Raw genomic sequence first — 18,880 nt, 5'->3', positions numbered from 1 at the left:
ATTGATATTCTATTAAAGAATAAAAAAGCCAGTGATGCAAACTGGCTTTTAATAACACATATAACTTAAGCAAATGTTAGCCAAATGAAATAGGGCGACGACCTGTTTTTTCATCAACCTTAGGCTTTTTAGTGCGTTTGCGTTTATTTTTAGCCGGCTCTGTTGTTGCTACTGGCGCGGCTTTTTCTGCTGTAACTGTTTCATCAATAACTGGACGTTCTGCTGGAGTGGCATCTTCACTTAACGTTAATTGAAACAACTCGCCATCAAATGCAAGTACATCACCGCTGTATAATTTTTTCCGTTTGATTGTACAAATTTCATGGTTAACACCGACATAGCCTTCGCTAATTAGGTTTTTTGCTTGACCACCACCTTCAACAAGATCTAATACCTTTAATAATTTGCACAGCTCTATAGGCTCTTCTTCTAACTCAACTTCTATATATTCTTCGTTCATCATGTTTCTCAGTGGGGGTGGTATTAGCTGTAGTATAAAGGCTCAGTGGCTATTTTGCACCAAAGTGAGCTTGTTAGGTGAGTTGATTATGTGATTTTTTATGAAACTTTTTATCTCTTTTTACAGTCTTTAAAAAAACTGAAGTAATTCAGGGTTAAGCTTCACGCGAAAAAAATTACACATTGGCGCGCTAATTGCCAATATCGGCCGTATAAGAGATTGAATATAAATAATGGAGTAAAACATGGGCATAAGATTAGCGATGAAAAAAGAGCTAATGGGCTTAGAGCATTCAGATCTGTTAACCGCTGATGATGTAAGAGCGCATCTAGCACAACAGGTAAAAGAAGACACTGAACGTGGCTTTTCAGTTATCTCTAAGTTTAACGATACCCATAGCCAGCTAACTAGCGGGCTTAAAACCAAACAAAGTGAGCTAGTATTTGAGCGTCATCGGTTATTTAATGAAGTGCTGTACAAACGTCAGAGTGTCGATGCATGGCTAAATAACCAGACTTCAGGTTAAACAGCCAAATAAATTAAGTTGCGATTTTAAATCACTCCTTTAGACTACGCTTGTAATCAACGGGGGTGATAATGAAAAATGGAATTTTAGCGTGTGCACTCATGCTATTGTTGAGTGCATGCCAACAGCCTACAGTGTATATATTTAGTAAAGGTTTATCGGACTCACAGCGCGAGCAGTTAGAGGCAGCACTCAAAACACAATCCCTACCTTACGAATATGTTGAACACAACATCCCTCGGGAATTTGGCGTAGCTACTTTACTATTATCAAATGATAGAATTTTACGCCAAGAAACAGAGCAGTTAGCTACTATTATGCAGGGGTTAGGGTCTGTTGATCTTTGCGGATTAAAATTTGTTCAAACTAGGGGCGATTTAATCGCGGCGCGAGGTTTGTAACCTAGTGGGCTAAGTCAAAACCGAGGAACAAAGAGTAAATTGCCCCTAGGAAGAACCCGAAGGGCAGCGCCTGTTTGGTATTAATGCGGCGTTATCGCCTACTTATGGGGAATAACCACACTACATAGGCTCTGCCTTGCCTAAATACCAAACAGGCTGCTGCAAATTTAACCTTGAAAGGTTAACAGACCCTAAGTTATCAACCCGAAATTAGCTACACCACACGCGCAAATCACTTTTATGGTGATGGTAATATTGGTTTTTATCTAAAAAATACTAATGCGGATGACGCTTTTACCATGCCTTCTCGGTTGCGAACAACCCAGTGCGAAAAAGGTGAGTTTAATGACCTAGCCGTAACCTTTACTGATCAACATGCTGAGTTCACATTAATCAGCGGCGCAAAAGTCACATTGAAATGGGAATATTTATACGGCTATTTGGTTATTTACTACAGCAATTATTCACAAACCTACACTCATTCACAGCCATTGGTTGAGACACCTTTTGGCGATAAACCATCAGACACATATACCATAACAGCTCATGTAAATAAGCCAGGCTGGCTTAATTGCTCAATGCAGGTTGTTTATATGGATTAAGTTAACTGTTAACCATGCTCTTCTATATGCTCCGAGAGTTTTGCAATGCGCAGGCTCATACCTTCAATAATACGGTCTTTAATTTTTTCACGTATAACATTAGGTAGGCGGGTAAGGGCATCGGCAGTAATAGCCAGTACTATAGCGCTTTCCTTAGCGCGTGCATTAATACTGCGCTCTCGGTTATTAATAAATGCACCTTCACCAATAAATTCACCAGGCTCTATACTGCCCAGTTCCAGTAAGTGATTGTGCTTAAACACCATTAAAGATCCACTGAGCACAATAAACAGTCGCTTGTCATTATCAAATTCTTTAAATAAAAACTGGTTTTTATTTATCAAATAGAGCAAACCAAACGACTCAAGCAGAATTTGGCGCTCATTAAGTGTGAATTCTTTAAAAAAATCTAAGCGATTTATAATCTCCATTTGCTTAAACAAAGGGATGTTCTCAATTAACTTCATTAATAACCTAGGACGCTAGCCTTATAAAATATCAGCTAATATTGCGCTCTTTTAATTTTCGGGTCAACGTATTGCGACCCCAACCAATTTTTACTGCGGCTTCTTGTTTATGGCCAGAACAATTAGCGAGTGCTGTTTTTATTAAGCGGGTTTCTAGCTGGGCTTGAATATCAGGCCAAATATTTTCTTTACCTTGTTTAAACTCTTGATTAAGCCACTGCTGAAATGAATCTAGCCAATCGCCTTCTTGGGTTGCGGCGGCATTATCAATAATTTCAGGGGGTAAATCTTGCTCACCAATCAGCTCTCCAGGCGCCATAACGGTTAACCAGCGGCAGGTGTTTTCAAGTTGACGAACATTCCCTGGCCAATTAAATAAACACAGTTGTTTAATTGCTTTAGGGCTTAATACTTTACTATCTACTTGCAGGTCTTTTGCACTTTTATGTAAAAAGTGTAGCGCTAAGCGCTCTATATCTTCAGGGCGCTCGCGTAAGGCAGGTAAACGTAGGCGAACCACGTTTAAGCGATGAAATAAATCATCTCTAAACTTACCTTGTTTTACCAGCTCTTCTAAATTTTGATGGGTGGCAGCAATAATGCGTACATCTACTTTTATACTTTGATGACCCCCCACGCGATAAAATTCGCCATCGGCTAATACGCGCAATAAGCGGGTTTGTACATCCAGTGGCATATCACCGATTTCATCCAAAAATAAGGTACCGCCATTCGCTTGTTCAAAGCGACCTTTACGCACGCTATCTGCCCCTGTAAAAGCGCCTTTTTCGTGGCCAAACAGTTCAGATTCAACTAACTCTTTAGGTATAGCGGCCATATTAAGGGCAATAAATTGGTTTTCTTTTCGCGGGCTGTGGTTATGTAAGGCGCTGGCAACGAGCTCTTTACCAGTACCTGACTCTCCATTGATCAGTACGCTCATGCTCGATGCTGAGAGTTTACCTATGGCACGAAACACTTCCTGCATAGCAGGGGCCTCACCAATAATATGGGCGCTTTTGGGGGGCGCGCTTTTACGTTTGGTTTTTTTAGTTGAATTAGCTCGATAAGCACTTTCCACCAGTGCAACCGCTTCATTTAAATCAAATGGCTTGGCCAAATACTCAAATGCGCCTTTTTGGAATGCATTAACGGCTGAATCAAGGTCTGAGTGGGCGGTCATAATGATCACAGGTAGCCCTGGCGTTTGCTCTGCTATTAGCTCAAGTAACGCCATACCGTCCATACCAGGCATTCGCACATCGGAAATCAACACGCTAGGTTGACTAAATTTTAGCGCGTTAAGTACGTTTTGTGCATCTGCAAAACTTTCTACTTCAAACCCTGCGCGAGTCAGTGCTTTTTCTAGTACAAAGCGAATTGAGGCATCATCATCTACAAGCCAAGCTGTTTTCATGCAAACTCCAAAGTATTAATCTGTAAACGGCAGATAAATATTAAATTCAGTATGTCCCGGCCAACTATCACATTCGATATAGCCATCATGTTGATCAATCAAGGTTTGCGCTATAGATAATCCAAGTCCCGAGCCACCTTCTTTATTGGTGGTCATAGGGTAAAATAAGGTGTCGCGTAAATTGGCATCAATACCCGGGCCATTATCCATTACTTGAATAAGGAGTGCCTTTTTAGGGGCTTTGCCAGGACGACGATGCTGGTAATTAATCCGCGTTTTTATTTTTATTTCGCCACCATCTACCAATGCTTGTTGTGCATTACGCACAATGTTTAGCACTACCTGTTGAACTTTGCTCTGATCAATATAAACATCAGGAATACTCGGATCGTAGTCTTTAACTAACCGAATATCGCGGTTGTTATCTAAGGTACTGAGTTTTACAACCGACTCTAATGTTTGATGTATATTGCCATACGATTTTTGCGGCAGCTGATTAGGCCCAAGGAGCCTATCAACTAATTCACGCAATCGATCGGCTTGTTCAATTATCAGTTCTGCACATTGATCTCTTTCTTGCTGATCACCTTCATACTGCAATAATTGCGCCGCCCCGCGAATTCCACCCAGTGGGTTTTTAATTTCATGGGCTAAACCGCGAATTAAGTTGCGTGCAGCTTGGTATTGATGCATTTGATTTGAGACTTGATCGTGCTTTATTTCGTCATCAGTTTGTCGACATTCAAATAAAATATAAAAGGTATCGTTATGCTTTATTCGTCGTGTGCTGACCGCTAACTTTGCATGGCGAGAATCGATAAACACCACGTCAGCTCTATGCTGGTGGCAGTCTACACCATCAACCAACGAATACTGTGCAATACGTTTTAAGTCGATAGAGTGGTAATTAAATAAATCATCGAACGCTTGTCCTAGTAAGCGCTTTTCGCCTAAACCAAGTAATTCACTGGCACTGGTGTTGGCGTAAATGAGCGTAAAGCTTTCATCAAGTAACATTAGGGCGGTGGTTTGGTTTTGCCAAATTATATTTAGTAGCTCTGGGCTAAAATGTGTTTTGTTTATCATTGTTGCACCATTTTAGTGCGCCTGGGGAGGTAGGCAAGGTTTTTAGTAAAATATACGCTAATTGTACGTACTTAACTGCAATTACCGACCTATATTAAGGCCTTTGCGATGCATAAAAAATACACTCTCAGGGCTAGTTGCAATTACTTGGTTTTGTTTATTATAAAGTTTAACTTGTAGTGTGTGTTGCCCGCGCTCTACATCTCTTAACGCCAGCGTAGTGGTGTCACTAGGTTCACCAATGGCAACGCCATTTAAAAATAAACCAATGGTAAATCCAGCTTCAAACCGAGGCGCAATCTGAGTTGAAACATACACAGAGCCGGTGTTTTCTCTTATAGTTTGGTTGGACTCTGGCGAAGTAATACTAATTTTAAACTTTACCGCTGTTTTAGTTGGTGAAGTATCAAGTATGTCAGTATTAGTTGCAGGCATGTTTAAGTGTTGGCTAGTGAGTTTAACCTCTTTAGCACCAGGTTGAGGGGTATCTGAAAAAACCAGTACACCGTTTTTGTCTTTCCATGCGTAAATTTTTTTATTATTTGCATGGCTATTAAGGCTTATCATTAAAGCTATTAATAGCAACAAAACCTTACCTATCATCCTGCTAACCTGCATTGTTTAAACTTATTTCACTTTAGTGTAGAACCGTTAAATTTACCATAAAAAAAGCCCGCAGAGCGGGCTTAAAACACACATTATTTATCGGTTAATAAATTAACAGCTGTAGTACATTTCAAACTCAACTGGGTGAGTTGTCATGTTAAGTTTTTCAACTTCTTTTGACTTAAGTGCAATGTAAGCATCAATTAGGTCATTAGTGAATACGCCACCTTGGTTTAAGAACTCACGGTCTGCATCTAATGCCGCTAGTGCTTCATCTAATGAGGCTGCCACTGTTGGAATTTCTGCTGCTTCTTCAGCTGGCAAGTCGTATAAATCCTTATCCATAGCATCGCCAGGGTGAATTTTGTTTTTAATTCCGTCAAGGCCAGCCATAAGCATTGCTGAGAATGCAAGATATGGGTTAGCAGTTGGATCTGGGAAGCGCACTTCAATACGACGACCTTTTGCAGATGGAACCACTGGAATACGAATTGATGCTGAACGGTTACGGGCAGAGTACGCAAGCATTACCGGTGCTTCAAAGCCAGGTACTAAACGTTTGTACGAGTTAGTTGACGCGTTAGCAAAAGCGTTGATTGCTTTAGCATGTTTGATGATACCACCAATGTAGTAAAGCGCGTCTTCAGAAAGACCGCCGTACTTATCACCTGCGAATAAGTTTACGCCGTCTTTAGCTAAAGACTGGTGACAGTGCATACCTGAACCGTTATCGCCAACAACAGGCTTAGGCATAAAGGTTGCTGTCTTTCCGTATAAATGAGCCATGTTGTGAATAACATATTTCATTTCTTGGATTTCGTCTGCTTTTAAAACCATAGTGTTAAAACGAGTTGCGATTTCATTCTGACCGGCAGTCGCCACTTCGTGGTGATGTGCTTCAACAACTTGGCCTAGCTCTTCAAGAACTAAACAAGTTGCAGAACGCCAATCTTGGAAATCATCAACAGGTGCAACCGGGAAGTAACCGCCTTTAACACCTGGACGGTGGCCTGTGTTGCCATCTGCATATTCTTTATCTGAGTTCCAAGCTGCTTGCTTAGAATCAATTTTATACATTGAGCCTGACATGTCAGACTTGTATTTAACATCGTCAAATACGAAAAACTCTGGCTCAGGACCAAATAAAACTGTGTCAGCAATACCAGTAGAGCGCATGTACTCTTCAGCGCGTTTAGCTACTGAGCGCGGGTCGCGCTCATAACCTTGTAATGTAGAAGGCTCAACCACGTCACAACGAACGATTAGCGTTGTTTCTTCTGTGAAAGGGTCAAGCTTAATTGAATCTGCGTCAGGTAATAACACCATGTCTGATTCATTAATGCCTTTCCAGCCAGCAATTGAAGAACCGTCGAACATTTTTCCATCTTCAAAAAAGTCTTCATCAACTTGATGATGAGGAATAGAAACATGTTGCTCTTTACCTTTTGTGTCAGTAAAGCGTAAATCAATGAACTTAACGTCATTTTCTTTAATAAAATCTAAAACCGATTGTGACATGTGTCCTCCAACTATTGGGTTTTATTATTGCTGCTTAGATACTTTAAATACTAACAAGCTGATTTTATGCCACTATTATAATCTATTGTTTTTTATGTAAAAATATATAAACAACATAAAGGTGGTATAGATTAAGCACTATTTTGGTGCGTAATAATTCCAAAAAGGTGCAACATTTACAGAGTCATAATTGCTTGCAAATTAATCACCTTAGACTAACACAAAGAAAATGCAAAATACGCAGTAAAGTCGCTTTAAATTAACTCAAAACCACCTTTTGAGATAAATTTATAAAAATTAATCATCAAAATTAATTATTTTAAAACAAAGGGTTAATTATTTTATTGCGAAAGTTTGAAATTTTATTTTGGATAAACTTTCATCCATTCCATTTATAGGGGATAATATGCGCCCTTTTAAATCCTATGCTGGGACATCTCGTGAAAGCGCAGGTGAGTACGTATAGCCCCCTGCAGGATCAATGAGATCAATTTCTCTGAGTGAACATATGAGTATCGAAAAGTTAAGAAATATAGCAATTATCGCCCACGTTGACCACGGTAAAACAACACTGGTTGATAAACTACTTGAGCAATCAGGTACATTAGAAACACGCGGCGGTAATGAAGAGCGCGTGATGGATTCAAACGACATTGAAAAAGAACGTGGTATTACCATTTTAGCGAAAAACACCGCTATATCTTGGAATGATTACCATATCAATATCGTAGATACTCCTGGACACGCCGACTTCGGTGGTGAAGTTGAACGCGTACTTTCGATGGCTGACTCAGTACTACTACTTGTTGACGCTCAAGAAGGCCCAATGCCACAAACGCGTTTCGTAACGCAAAAGGCATTCGCGCAAGGCTTAAAGCCAATCGTTGTTATCAATAAAATTGATAAGCCAGGTGCTCGCCCTGATTGGGTTATGGATCAAATCTTTGATTTATTCGACAACCTAGGCGCAACTGATGAGCAGTTAGATTTTAAAGTAATCTACGCATCAGCAATCAATGGTTGGGCTACATTAGATTTAGACGAAGCATCAGATAACATGGAACCTATGTTCAAGATGATCGTTGACGAAGTATCACCACCGGATGCAGATCCTGAAGGTGACTTCCAAATGCAGATTTCACAGCTTGATTACAACTCTTATAAGGGTGTAATTGGTATTGGTCGTATTAAACGTGGTTCTGTTGCACCTAACCAACAAGTTACGGTTATCAGTGCAGACGGCACAACTCGTAACGGTAAGATTGGTTCAGTACAAAGCTACTTAGGCCTTGAACGTATTGAAACTGATAAAGCTTACGCTGGTAACATCGTAACAGTAACAGGTTTAGGCGAGCTTAAGATTTCAGATACGCTTTGTTGTCCAAACAACGTTGAAGCATTGCCACCACTAAGTGTTGATGAGCCAACAGTAACAATGACGTTCTCTGTAAACAACTCTCCTTTCTGTGGTAAAGAAGGTAAGTTTGTAACATCACGTAATATTCGTGAGCGTTTAGACAAAGAATTAGTACACAACGTAGCACTTCGTGTTGCAGATACAGATAACCCAGATAGCTTCCGTGTATCGGGTCGTGGCGAATTACACCTAGGTATCTTAATCGAGAACATGCGTCGTGAAGGTTACGAGCTTGCTGTATCTCGTCCAGAAGTAATCTTACGTACTGTTGATGGTGTGTTAGAAGAACCGTATGAAACACTAACAATTGACTGTGAAGAAGAGCATCAAGGTTCTATCATGGAGCAAATTGGTCTTCGTAAAGGTGAGCTAACTGACATGGCACCAGATGGTAAAGGCCGTATGCGTATGGACTTCATGATCCCAAGCCGTGGCTTAATCGGTTTCCAAACTGAGTTCATGACATTAACGTCGGGTTCTGGTTTACTTTACCATACATTCGATCACTACGGTCCGCACAAAGGTGGCGAGCTAGGTGTTCGTAAGAACGGTGTAATGATTGCAAACGCAACAGGTAAAGCACTTACTAACGCATTATTTAACTTACAAGAGCGCGGCCGTCTATTTATCGGTCACGGTGTTGAAGTTTATGAAGGTATGGTTATTGGTATTCATAGCCGTGATAACGACCTTACAGTTAACGCACTTAAAGGTAAGCAACTTACAAACGTTCGTGCATCTGGTACAGATGAAGCACAAACACTAACACCAGCACTTAACTATTCACTTGAGCAAGCGCTTGAGTTTATTGCTGATGATGAGTTAGTAGAAGTAACACCTGAGAACATTCGTATTCGTAAGCGTCATTTAACTGAAAATGAGCGTAAACGTGCGGGTCGTGCTCCTAAGTCATAATCTATTAATTTAGAATAATGATTTTAAAAGCCGCTGTATTGCAAAATACAGCGGCTTTTTTGTTTTTAAAGTAAGAGAAGCTTTAGCTTTTATGTAGTCAGGATAAACAAGATAAAACAAACTAGATAAAGTTAGCTCCAAAAATATCAGGCAATTATTTCTCTTTGAAAAGAGTGCGCTTTTTTACCGCTTAGTAACTAGCTCACTTAAAAAATAGTAATAACTATAAATAATACTCAGTATGTTCAGGTTAATATTGGTGTCCACAGATTGAACAATCCGATCTAATACAATTACTTACACTATCTTGTAGAGCAAGTTGTTAAAGTAATAATGTTTTTTAAACTCATACAAATTAAGGGAATAATGTTGGTTAAAGTAATACTTATTGTGATAACTGTACTTTTATCTGGTTGTACTTCGTCACAAGCCATGAGCTCTGGGTGTGATTTTGTTACAGGGGCTGCGAACAGTAATGAACGTCATAAGCCTGCTGGTGATCTTAATAGTAATAAAAAAAATCAAAAAGTAAACGTGATTAATGGGCTTTTGAATATGTTAATTGGCCCAATCGGTCGCTCTCTCAATGATGATGAATGCAGTAGTAAAGAGCAAGAGTATGTATACCCAAATAACAGCTTATAAAATAGACGTTTTGCTTTTTAATGTTTCCGTTATGTTGGGTTTCGCTTTGCTCAACCCAACCTATGGTTTCAATTATCTTATTGGTAGTAAAGTGATTTTTCCAAACACATCAGCATCTATATAGCCAAGGTTGCGACTGCCGTTAACAGGCTGTACTTCATGTGAACCCATAAAGTGCTCACGAACTTTACTGCCGTCGTTATCGCAATATGCGAGCATAAAGCCAATAACTTGTTTTTCAGTTAATTTAAGCGGAGTGTTTTGTGCGCCTTGTTGGAAATCGTTTGGGTAGAGTTTTATCGCCACTTCCCACGTGATGTTATAGGGCGCAGTGGTATTGCGTTTCCAGTTACTAACTAAGTGGTCGGTATATAAATGCGCTTTTTTATCAGGCCCATAATCGGCAGCTTGGTTATCAAGGCCAATATGATAAGCAAATGCTGTATGGTTAAATTGGTGATTACCGCCAGATGCGTCACTATCTATAAACACTTCTAAGGCATCATCGTCCCAGTATTTATCCGTTGGATCTGGGTGAGTATCAATAAGCACATCATCACTAATGTCTGCTTGTAAATACAAGTAGTTTTCATCCCACAAAAGACGATAGCGACCTTTAAAATCCTTGTCTGAGTCTGGTAGGGTGCCGTCCATTAAGTATGGCATATTATGCCAAGTGGCTTTGTCCCATGCACTTTCAGAAACCCCATCAATAGTAATAGCTGTTGGTGTATGACTAACGTCAATAGCCATGATTGGCTGGGTAAAAAGTAAGCTAAAAGCGAGTAGTGTTTTTTTCATTAATCATCTCATCAATTAAGGATGATTTAGCTTGGCTTAAATAGCAATCAAAAACAATCTCGTAGTCTATTTTTATACTAACTGATTGTGCCTGCTATGCTGTCTTTTAATGCGAGCATTAATAAATGCGCACTTTCTCCAGACATTTTAAAAGGATTAAAATCAATGGAGCCTGAAAACTTGAGATTCAGTGATTCGGTTAGCTTAGATTGCGGTACATAGCCCATTGACCATTTTTCAAACTCTCTTTCAGGAATTTGGGTATAGTTGAGCATAATTACATTGTGGTGACGTTTATCGTTTAATATTTGTTGGTAGGTATTATTTACAGCCGTTCTAGAGCCTTCCAGGCATTGTAAAAAGTAATCATTACTAAAACATAACATGCCGGTGACGTTTGTTTTTACATTATAGGTTCGAGCGCTTTGTAAAATATTTTCTATATCTTTAGGCCCAAAACCACTACTAATTTTGCTGGCGTAAATAAGTCGTACAAGAAACATAAAACCTCCTCACTGTTTAGTTAATTAAACATAGTTCAGCAGAGAAGTTATTACTAATTTTGTAAATGACTGATTAAAGTTTAATACTCTCACCTTCATTTAAAATATGCAGGGGTATTTTCGAGTCCATCTTTTTGTGCATATACAATAAACGCAGTAAAGCTGAATGACTCGTGCGATCGCCCATTTTCCATGATGAGTTACCGTATCCCCAAGGTATCATTATTTTACAGTTTAGCTCTTGTGCTGCTGTTAGAGCGTCTTCTGGGGTTGTATGAACGTAACGATACCATTTAGGGTTATCTTCGCTATAGTAAGACGCTATCGGCATTAAGCACACATCAATATCGCCATATTTTTTCTGTATATCGCTGAAGTGTTTTGAGTAGCCAGTGTCGCCTGCAAAAAATAAGGTGCTGCCATTTTGTTCAAGTAGCCAGCCATTCCATAGGTCTTTATCGTTGTCTTCATAAATAAAGGGTACTAAAACACGGCTGCTAAAGTGATGAGCAGGCAAGGCATGGATAGCTAAATCGCCAATATTTGTTTTTGCATACCACGCCATTTCACTAATATTAAACCCGCCTGTAGGGAAGTTGTCGGCCATGCCTAGTGGTGTTAAGTAGCGGGGTTTATTACCGATCTCTTCTATATCTGCTTTATTAAAGTGATCGTAATGAATATGCGAGTACATCACAGCGTCTAAGTTTTTCAGTTCACTATCTGTGAGCCAATCGCCGGGCTGTCGGTAAAACCCAGAGGCTAGTCTAAATGCTAAATCTACAGGTGAGTCAAACTGCTCTTTTACAGGATCAAGTAACACTTGCTGTCCGTTAGGCGTGCGGATCATAAACCCAGCATGCCCCAGCCAGCGTAAGCTAAAGCCTGTATTTAAATTCATAGGCTGTTGCTCACCAATAAATTGGCAGTTTTCGCTGTCTTTTTCGCATTGTAATTTAGAGCTAGTTGGGTAGCAGTTGCTTTTACAGGTAGTCGGGTAAGTTTTTTTACCCGGGTAGAGATTATGAAACCGTCCTTCTCGCTCGCCATTTTGATGTAGCGGGGTAATGGTTTGCTCCCCTGCAATAACTTCAACATGGTTAGCTGTTTGGCAGGCGCTTAGCATTGTGCATGCAAGTATTAGGGTAATGGCTTTGAACTTCATTTTACTGTTCTAATTATTATTATTTTGTAAAAGTATAACAACAACAGCTGATTATCGAAGAGCTTAAAGGTAACAAAAAGTAACAATAAAAAAGCCTACAATTTAGTAGGCTTAGTAAACGAGTTTATAGTAATTAGCCTGTGGTATTCATTTGCTCAATAAATTTATTTGAGTCTTCAATCGACTTATTCATGTCATTCATGAGTAACTGAATATCACGCTTTAAGTTAGTAAACTCGCCTTTTATAGCGGCTACCGCTTGTGCGTTTAAGTTATGTTTTAAGTAAAGCACGTTATCTTGTAAAGACGATAATACTGGCTCCATTTTGCTCTCAGCGCTGCGCATTGAGCGAAGTAATTGGCTAAACTGGCGCTGAGTTGCAGCTAGTTTTTTACTGCTTTGACGCTTAAGTGAGGCGCTTTTGTATTGCTCTAGCTCATCGCTCCACTCATCAAACAACGCATCGGCAACATCTTCTACTTTATTTATGTTATTTGATACTTCGTTTGCCGCCGCTAAGCTCGACTCGTAATCGTCATTAAGTTGATTGTAAGCATCTTGCAACTCACCGCCATCGAAATTAATTAAGGTAGTTAGGCGCTCGAGTGCTGATTGAAATTCTTCTTGCGACTCTTGTTGTGAGTCTTTCGTTTCTTCAACGCGATCAATAAGAATGTCACGTTTATGTACACCTACTTTTTCCATTGCCGAATAATAAGCCGACTGACAACCTGAAAGCATCAGCATTAACGAGAGTATGGCTGTCCCTAATAATGTTTGTTTTTTCATCTGAATTCCTATTTACGAGTGTTAATGCTGTAAATTATGGCCTTGATTGTTATTATAATCAAAAGCCCACCAACAAAGTTAATTGTATGAATGATAAGCTCTCCCATTATAAACAGCAAGTTAAGGTGTTTCTAAAACAGCAACCAGGCTGGTGGATGCAATATTTCAATCGCTGTATAGACGATCAAATAACCATTAATGCAGGGTATTTAGCATACGTTACCTTGTTGTCGTTGGTTCCGCTGATAGCGGTGGGTGTGGCAATCTTCTCTGCTTTTCCAGGGTTTGAATCGACCCGTTTAGCCATTGAAAGTTTTTTATTTACTAACTTTGTGCCGACTTCTTCCGATGTTATTAAAGAACATATTAGCTCGTTTACTGGTAATGCTAATCAAATGACGGCGGTAGGTATTGGCTTTTTGGCAGCCATTGCCTTGCTACTTATTCGTAATGTAGATGCCACGCTAAACCGTATTTGGCGAGTAAAGAAAAAACGCCCAATGATGATATCCTTTGCTGTGTATTGGATGGTACTGAGTTTGGGACCTGTACTACTGGGTGCGAGTATTGGTGTCACCTCTTATATTGTGTCGTTAGTGTCGTTTGCTGATCAGGGGATCCCTGGGTTTAGTGGTTTTTTATTAAAACTACTCCCTTATGCTATTTCTATGGCAGGCTTTATCATGCTGTATACCTTAGTGCCGAATACGCGAGTTTCATTTAGGGCCGCTATTCCTGGTGCACTGTTTGCTGCAATGTTATTTGAGTTAACCAAAAAAGGCTTTGCTTTGTACATTAGCCATTTTCCATCATACGAAGTGATTTATGGTGCGGTAGCAACCATTCCTATTTTGTTTGTATGGGTATACTTGTCGTGGGTAGTAGTGCTACTAGGTGCTGAATTTACTGTGTGTATTAACATGCAACATTACAATAAAAAAGAGCAACGAGCAGAGGATAGTGAATAAATGCAAGGACTAATTCAACGGGTAACACACGCCAACGTAGCAATAGAAAAACAGATTGTTGGTGAAATAAAACAAGGTATTGTATTACTGCTTGGTGTTGAAAAAGAAGATGATGAGCGTGTTGCTGATAAACTATTACACAAGGTCAGTAATTATCGAATTTTTAGTGATGAAAATGATAAAATGAACCTCAGTCTCAAAGATATACAAGGCGAACTATTAGTCATATCGCAATTTACACTTGCAGCTAATACCAAAAAAGGCATGCGCCCTAGTTTTTCATCGGCAGCCACACCAGACCAAGCGCAAGCATTATATAATTACTTTGTTGAGCAGGCTAAATTACTCGGTATAAAGGTAGCGACCGGTGTATTTGCAGCCGATATGCAGGTTAGTTTATGTAACGACGGTCCGGTTACCTTTAACTTAACCGCTTAAAGTGTTTTTTCAACAACCACAATGTGATTCACAAATCCGGTGATCTTTTTAATACTAACTGCTTCCCCAAACACGTGCTTAAGCACAAGTTGTAGCTGTGTAAGTTGGGAGCTATGTTGCGATAAAAAGTTAATAAATAAGATGCCCCGCTGAGCAAGCGCCTCATAAATTGTTTGATAAAAACATAAATCAAATAAGAATCTAGGGGCGTCTAGTTCACTAAATAAATCTAAAATAATCCAATCTATATTCACCGCTGACTTTAAAACTGTTTGTGCGTCTTCACAGTAAATTTGGCCCTTTTCATTAAGGGCAAAAAAATCTTGATAACAGTCAATTATATGAGGGTTTTTTTCTACTGAAGTTAGCTGCGCTTGAGGGTACAGTTTTAATAAGTAGTTACGTATAGCACCACCACCTAAACCGAGCTCAAGTATTTTTTTAGGCGCTAGTCGTTGCTGCCAAACCGTTGCTAAATAGGCAAGGTGAGGAAACAGTAATACTTGTGGACTCCGGGTTAAAATAACTGATTGCAAGGTGTTGTTAATAAGTAGCCAGCGCAGCTGTTGATGCTCTCGAACTTGTATATTTATGCCATGTTGATTATGCCAATAAAGTAACTGGCCTAGCGATGAACTATGCTCAATAAAGTGCCTGCTGATCAGGCCACTGCTACCATGGATATATTTATTCATGGTATTGAGCATAAACCAGCAGGGGTAAAGCGCAATCGATTTTGTCATTAATTTTTTACAGTCATTTATAGGAAACCAAAGTCGTATTTGCAGTTTTACCCAGATCGAGTATGGTGTTTTTCACAAAATGCACAGCGTAATATTTTTACATTTTTAATTTATGGAGTCTGTATGTTTCAAGTGAGCACCCCTCAAAGTAGTGAAGACTGGCAAGCCTATTACCAATTACGCTGGCAAGTTTTACGTGCACCATGGGGCGAACCTCGTGGTTCTGAGCAAGACGATTTAGAGCAAGAAGCTGAACACCGCTTTATTAAAAATAAAGCAGGTGAAGTACTGGGTGTGGCGCGTTTGCACTTTAATAATCAGCAACAAGCTCAAGTACGTTATATGGCGGTTGCAGAGGGTAACCGTAATCAACATATTGGCAGTCGCTTATTACATGAGCTAGAAAAAATAGCGTGGAATCAAGATGCTGATGAATTAGTGCTGTTTGCTCGTGAACGTGCCCTGGAATTTTATCAGCGCCATGGCTACGAAAATAAAGAAAAAGCGCATTTAGCCTATGGTGATGTTCAACACTATAAAATGGTTAAGCTTAAGCCGAGTGAGCCAGGTTGGTTTCGTCACCCTAATTGGACTCAAGTACTGCAAAATACATGGCGTGAATCAATCCCTATTAGTGATGCAATGGGGATAAAAGTAGAAAGCTACACTGATTGGCAATTTACTACTCGTGCAGATTTAAATGCTAACTTAAACTTACACAACACCATGTTTGCAGGCTCTATTTACAGCCTAGCTACACTAACGGGTTGGGGAGCAACGTACTTAGCATTAAAAGAAGCCGGACTTGAGGGTAATATAGTGTTAGCCGATGCTAATATTAAATATTTAAAACCACTGAATACCGACCCTAAAGGCTGTGTTGATATTCAAACCTGTAAAGGTAACTTAATAGAGTTACAAGAGGCGGGTAAGGCGAGCTATTTAGTGCCAGTAACCATTTTTGATGGTGATCAAGTAGTTGCTCAGTTTGAAGGGCAGTTTGTGGTTAAAAAGTAATAAGAATAAACGAAAAAGCCAAGCGAGTTGCTTGGCTTTTTTATTAGCGGTTATTACAGTAAGTCAGTCAGTAATATACCGACACCAAAGCGTTCAATATCGACGTTATAGTCTATTAAACTCTCACCATAGCCATTAAAGTACTGCGCATAGCCGCGTACTCTTCCCCATAGAGGGAATGACCAATCAAGCTGAATTGCCCCGCGGTTATCTGAATTTAAATTATTACGAGTCATAAAACTAAATTCATGATCGTGAAAGCGATACGCGCCACCAAATTCAAAGTAACCCATGTATTTATAGATATCAGGGTTATCGTCACCTCGTGCATCTAACGGCGCAGGCTTTTCATTTTCAGGAATGCGATACCAAGGTTTAAAGCTAAATACAAAGCCGTCATTTTCCCAAATGAAATCGGCATATATACGGTTCCAAGAACGCGAGTTTGGTTGACTACGGCCATTTGATTGGTGCGAAATACCAATGGCTATTGCCATTTCATCGCCCCATAAAACGTTTTCAGGGTCTAAGTAATTAATCCAGAAAATTTCTGGTTCGTAATTAGTTTCTCGAAAGGGAGAAGAAATATCGTCGTTGTATACTTGCCAGTATGACTGCAGAGTAAAGCCAAAAAATATAGCTTGGTCTGAGTCGGCAAACTCATCATACAAAGGTACTTTAATTGATAACTGATATTTAGCTTCTAGGTTATCGAGAGGGTCGCCATCTTTTTTATCGGTTAATTCTGCAAGTCCATCAAACGGGCGAGTGTTTGGGTTCGACATATAAGAAACCGGTAAAATATAATTACGTTTATGCGGCGTAATTACATTACGGTTTTTTTTGCCAACCGCTTCACGGGCTTGGCGTTTATCGATAGCTGTTAGCTGCTTGCTTTCTTCAACTGCAGAGCATTTTTCGCGCAATTGATCGAGGGTTTGCTTACCGTCTCCACCTATCACTTCATTTAATATACATTGTTTAACCAGCTCAAGTTCATTGTTTTGCTCGTTTTTTGCTGTTTCTTCAGCAATAACAGCAGTACTTAGTAATGTTGAGAGTAGTATCCAGTGGCGCCAACTCATTATAATTCCTTTGTAAGTGAGGGAAGTAACAGATTTGTAGTGATTATAACGCATTTTTAACACGTATACGGTGAACTTGTCCTGAACTTTAATAAAGAAAAAGAAAAGCGACCTAAGTCGCTTTTACTGGATAACTAGCTAATAGCTCGCTAGTTAGACTCTCACGCAATGAGAAGGGGTGAGCTAGAGCTCAAAAACGTTTGTAAAAAACTTATAAAGTTCAGTGCCTTGGTTCACACTAGCTGAGGCAAAATGCAATATCGCAATCGCATCAAGATCAAAGCTTAATGTTTGCAGTGGTTGTTCGCTTAGGTAGCGTTCCATTCGCAGTATTTTAGCTATAGGTTCGCCCGCTTTAATGTGCCCACCAAGGGGGGCTAAGTATTCAACCATGCCACCCATAGGTGCATAGTAAGCAATATAATCATTTAGTTGGCAGCCATACCTTGTCATCACTTTTGGCTTGTAGGGCGCATCAACAAATACTTGCTTATGATTTAAATAACTTAAAATACTTTGAGCATCATCAAACGCCGCGCTTAAATCTATTTTTTCTTGGCTTCCCAGCTCTACCGTAAAGGCTTCAACTTGTACGTTAAAATTTCGGCCTTGCTGAGCAAGTTGCTCGCTAAGTTGCCACCATGGACAAAAGCTCGCTTCATCCATTGCGCCATCAAAGTCATTAGGGATCACTAGCACATGGGGAATATTAAAGTAACGGGCACTTTCTGTGGCATATTCAGGACAATATAAGTGCTGACTAGAAATAGGGCCAGTGTGTAAATCTAAAACAATATCAGCTTGATGCGCTAGTCTTTGTAAGTTTAGCGCTATGCGTTTACCCGTTGTTAAACGATAGTCTGGGCCATTAAGTTGCTGCTCAACATCATTAATTAACGCGGTTTTAAACGCTGTTTTTAGAGCTGTATCGCCAGCGTCGTAGTATTGCTTTGCAAACTGTGATGCAAGCTGATTATTACAGTGATACATACGATTCCAATTAGTCCCCGTAATAGGGTCGAATCGGCCAAGCGTAAATTCGCCCGATTTTTGATTACAGCCAATGGGGTTAGCGTAGGGAACTAAGGTAATATCACCTTTTAAATTAAGGTTTTTTAGCTGTTCAAGTAGCTGATAAATAACCGCGTTACCTTGTACTTCGGCGCCATGCATATTAGCTTGTATATACACACTTGGGCCTGTGCCATCGCCCTTTAAACGATAGACAGGAATGGTCAGTGGTAGGCCATTTGCCACTTCACCAACTACAATATTTTCCTGGCTTATAGCTGTGGTGTTATTCATTTTTA

Annotated in this window: 20 protein-coding genes and 1 pseudogene; 8 read left to right on the top strand and 13 right to left on the bottom strand. The window is 39.8% G+C overall.

From position 1 onward, the window contains the following. Nucleotides 1–76 precede the first annotated feature (76 nt). Nucleotides 77–460, bottom strand: a complete 384-nt coding sequence (locus tag MTF66_RS31715; RefSeq protein ID WP_008108378.1) for an RNA-binding S4 domain-containing protein — start codon at nucleotides 458–460, stop codon at nucleotides 77–79. A 244-nt stretch (nucleotides 461–704) separates the two neighbouring features. On the opposite strand from MTF66_RS31715, the gene MTF66_RS31710 reads away from it, so the two are divergent. The 3 genes and pseudogenes from MTF66_RS31710 to MTF66_RS31700 all read left to right on the top strand — a co-directional run. Then, nucleotides 705–986, top strand: coding sequence for a hypothetical protein (locus MTF66_RS31710; protein WP_008108379.1), 282 nt, complete (start codon nucleotides 705–707; stop codon nucleotides 984–986). Between the two features lie 71 nt (nucleotides 987–1,057). Further along, nucleotides 1,058–1,387, top strand: coding sequence for a hypothetical protein (locus tag MTF66_RS31705; RefSeq protein ID WP_374237621.1), 330 nt, complete (start codon nucleotides 1,058–1,060; stop codon nucleotides 1,385–1,387). 185 nt (nucleotides 1,388–1,572) lie between these two features. Beyond that, a pseudogene (locus MTF66_RS31700) lies at nucleotides 1,573–1,989 on the top strand (hypothetical protein); the annotation flags it as partial. Between the two features lie 8 nt (nucleotides 1,990–1,997). Here the strand turns inward: MTF66_RS31700 and MTF66_RS31695 are convergent. The 5 genes from MTF66_RS31695 to glnA form a co-directional block, all read right to left on the bottom strand. Next, nucleotides 1,998–2,456 (bottom strand): Crp/Fnr family transcriptional regulator, encoded by a 459-nt coding sequence (locus MTF66_RS31695; protein ID WP_008108381.1) that lies wholly within the window; start codon nucleotides 2,454–2,456, stop codon nucleotides 1,998–2,000. 31 nt (nucleotides 2,457–2,487) lie between these two features. Next, nucleotides 2,488–3,873, bottom strand: coding sequence for a nitrogen regulation protein NR(I) (gene ntrC / locus MTF66_RS31690; protein ID WP_010391999.1), 1,386 nt, complete (start codon nucleotides 3,871–3,873; stop codon nucleotides 2,488–2,490). Nucleotides 3,874–3,888: 15 nt separating this feature from the next. Beyond that, on the bottom strand, nucleotides 3,889–4,959 hold the full coding sequence (gene glnL / locus MTF66_RS31685; RefSeq protein WP_008108383.1) for a nitrogen regulation protein NR(II): 1,071 nt from the start codon (nucleotides 4,957–4,959) through the stop codon (nucleotides 3,889–3,891). A gap of 81 nt (nucleotides 4,960–5,040) precedes the next feature. Further along, on the bottom strand, nucleotides 5,041–5,562 hold the full coding sequence (locus tag MTF66_RS31680) for a DUF4124 domain-containing protein (protein WP_054202783.1): 522 nt from the start codon (nucleotides 5,560–5,562) through the stop codon (nucleotides 5,041–5,043). Nucleotides 5,563–5,676: 114 nt separating this feature from the next. Beyond that, complete coding sequence (gene glnA / locus MTF66_RS31675; RefSeq protein ID WP_010392004.1) at nucleotides 5,677–7,083, bottom strand: glutamate--ammonia ligase; 1,407 nt, start codon at nucleotides 7,081–7,083, stop codon at nucleotides 5,677–5,679. A 508-nt stretch (nucleotides 7,084–7,591) separates the two neighbouring features. On the opposite strand from glnA, the gene typA reads away from it, so the two are divergent. Continuing rightward, a complete protein-coding gene (typA, locus tag MTF66_RS31670; protein ID WP_010392008.1) occupies nucleotides 7,592–9,415 on the top strand; it encodes a translational GTPase TypA in 1,824 nt (607 codons plus the stop codon). A 390-nt stretch (nucleotides 9,416–9,805) separates the two neighbouring features. Then, nucleotides 9,806–10,060 carry a hypothetical protein gene (locus MTF66_RS31665; protein WP_235575580.1) on the top strand — a complete coding sequence of 85 codons (255 nt, stop codon included), beginning with the start codon at nucleotides 9,806–9,808 and terminating at the stop codon, nucleotides 10,058–10,060. A gap of 72 nt (nucleotides 10,061–10,132) precedes the next feature. On the opposite strand, the gene MTF66_RS31660 is transcribed toward MTF66_RS31665, so the two are convergent. The 4 genes from MTF66_RS31660 to MTF66_RS31645 form a co-directional block, all read right to left on the bottom strand. Further along, the gene (locus MTF66_RS31660) at nucleotides 10,133–10,861 is read right to left on the bottom strand and encodes a CBM9 family sugar-binding protein (RefSeq protein ID WP_055012461.1); all 729 of its coding nucleotides are present in this window, start codon (nucleotides 10,859–10,861) and stop codon (nucleotides 10,133–10,135) included. 77 nt (nucleotides 10,862–10,938) lie between these two features. Beyond that, nucleotides 10,939–11,364 (bottom strand): BLUF domain-containing protein, encoded by a 426-nt coding sequence (locus MTF66_RS31655; RefSeq protein WP_010392015.1) that lies wholly within the window; start codon nucleotides 11,362–11,364, stop codon nucleotides 10,939–10,941. A gap of 73 nt (nucleotides 11,365–11,437) precedes the next feature. Next, a complete protein-coding gene (locus MTF66_RS31650; protein WP_248529634.1) occupies nucleotides 11,438–12,529 on the bottom strand; it encodes an MBL fold metallo-hydrolase in 1,092 nt (363 codons plus the stop codon). Nucleotides 12,530–12,662: 133 nt separating this feature from the next. Further along, a complete protein-coding gene (locus MTF66_RS31645) occupies nucleotides 12,663–13,319 on the bottom strand; it encodes a DUF2959 domain-containing protein (protein ID WP_109875678.1) in 657 nt (218 codons plus the stop codon). A gap of 86 nt (nucleotides 13,320–13,405) precedes the next feature. Between MTF66_RS31645 and MTF66_RS31640 the strand changes: the two genes are divergently transcribed. Both MTF66_RS31640 and dtd read left to right on the top strand, forming a co-directional pair. After that, entirely contained in the window at nucleotides 13,406–14,287 is an 882-nt protein-coding gene (locus MTF66_RS31640; RefSeq protein WP_248529632.1) for a virulence factor BrkB family protein, read from the top strand. Continuing rightward, on the top strand, nucleotides 14,288–14,725 hold the full coding sequence (gene dtd / locus MTF66_RS31635; protein WP_010392023.1) for a D-aminoacyl-tRNA deacylase: 438 nt from the start codon (nucleotides 14,288–14,290) through the stop codon (nucleotides 14,723–14,725). It abuts the gene before it with no gap. On the opposite strand, the gene MTF66_RS31630 is transcribed toward dtd, so the two are convergent. Then, nucleotides 14,722–15,468 carry a spermidine synthase gene (locus MTF66_RS31630; RefSeq protein WP_248529630.1) on the bottom strand — a complete coding sequence of 249 codons (747 nt, stop codon included), beginning with the start codon at nucleotides 15,466–15,468 and terminating at the stop codon, nucleotides 14,722–14,724. The genes dtd and MTF66_RS31630 overlap by 4 nt on opposite strands. 123 nt (nucleotides 15,469–15,591) lie before the next feature. Here MTF66_RS31630 and MTF66_RS31625 point away from each other — a divergent pair, with 123 nt between their 5' ends. Continuing rightward, nucleotides 15,592–16,485, top strand: a complete 894-nt coding sequence (locus tag MTF66_RS31625) for a bifunctional GNAT family N-acetyltransferase/hotdog fold thioesterase (protein ID WP_010392028.1) — start codon at nucleotides 15,592–15,594, stop codon at nucleotides 16,483–16,485. 53 nt (nucleotides 16,486–16,538) lie between these two features. Here MTF66_RS31625 and MTF66_RS31620 read toward each other — a convergent pair whose 3' ends face one another. Continuing rightward, entirely contained in the window at nucleotides 16,539–17,570 is a 1,032-nt protein-coding gene (locus MTF66_RS31620) for a phospholipase A (RefSeq protein ID WP_248529629.1), read from the bottom strand. A 183-nt stretch (nucleotides 17,571–17,753) separates the two neighbouring features. Next, nucleotides 17,754–18,875, bottom strand: coding sequence for a succinylglutamate desuccinylase/aspartoacylase family protein (locus tag MTF66_RS31615; RefSeq protein ID WP_248529627.1), 1,122 nt, complete (start codon nucleotides 18,873–18,875; stop codon nucleotides 17,754–17,756). Between the last annotated feature and the right edge of the window lie 5 nt (nucleotides 18,876–18,880).

This window comes from Pseudoalteromonas sp. 2CM39R (genome assembly GCF_023161845.1).
Note: the sequence above shows the minus strand (reverse complement) of the source record. Positions and strands in the feature narration are given on the sequence as shown.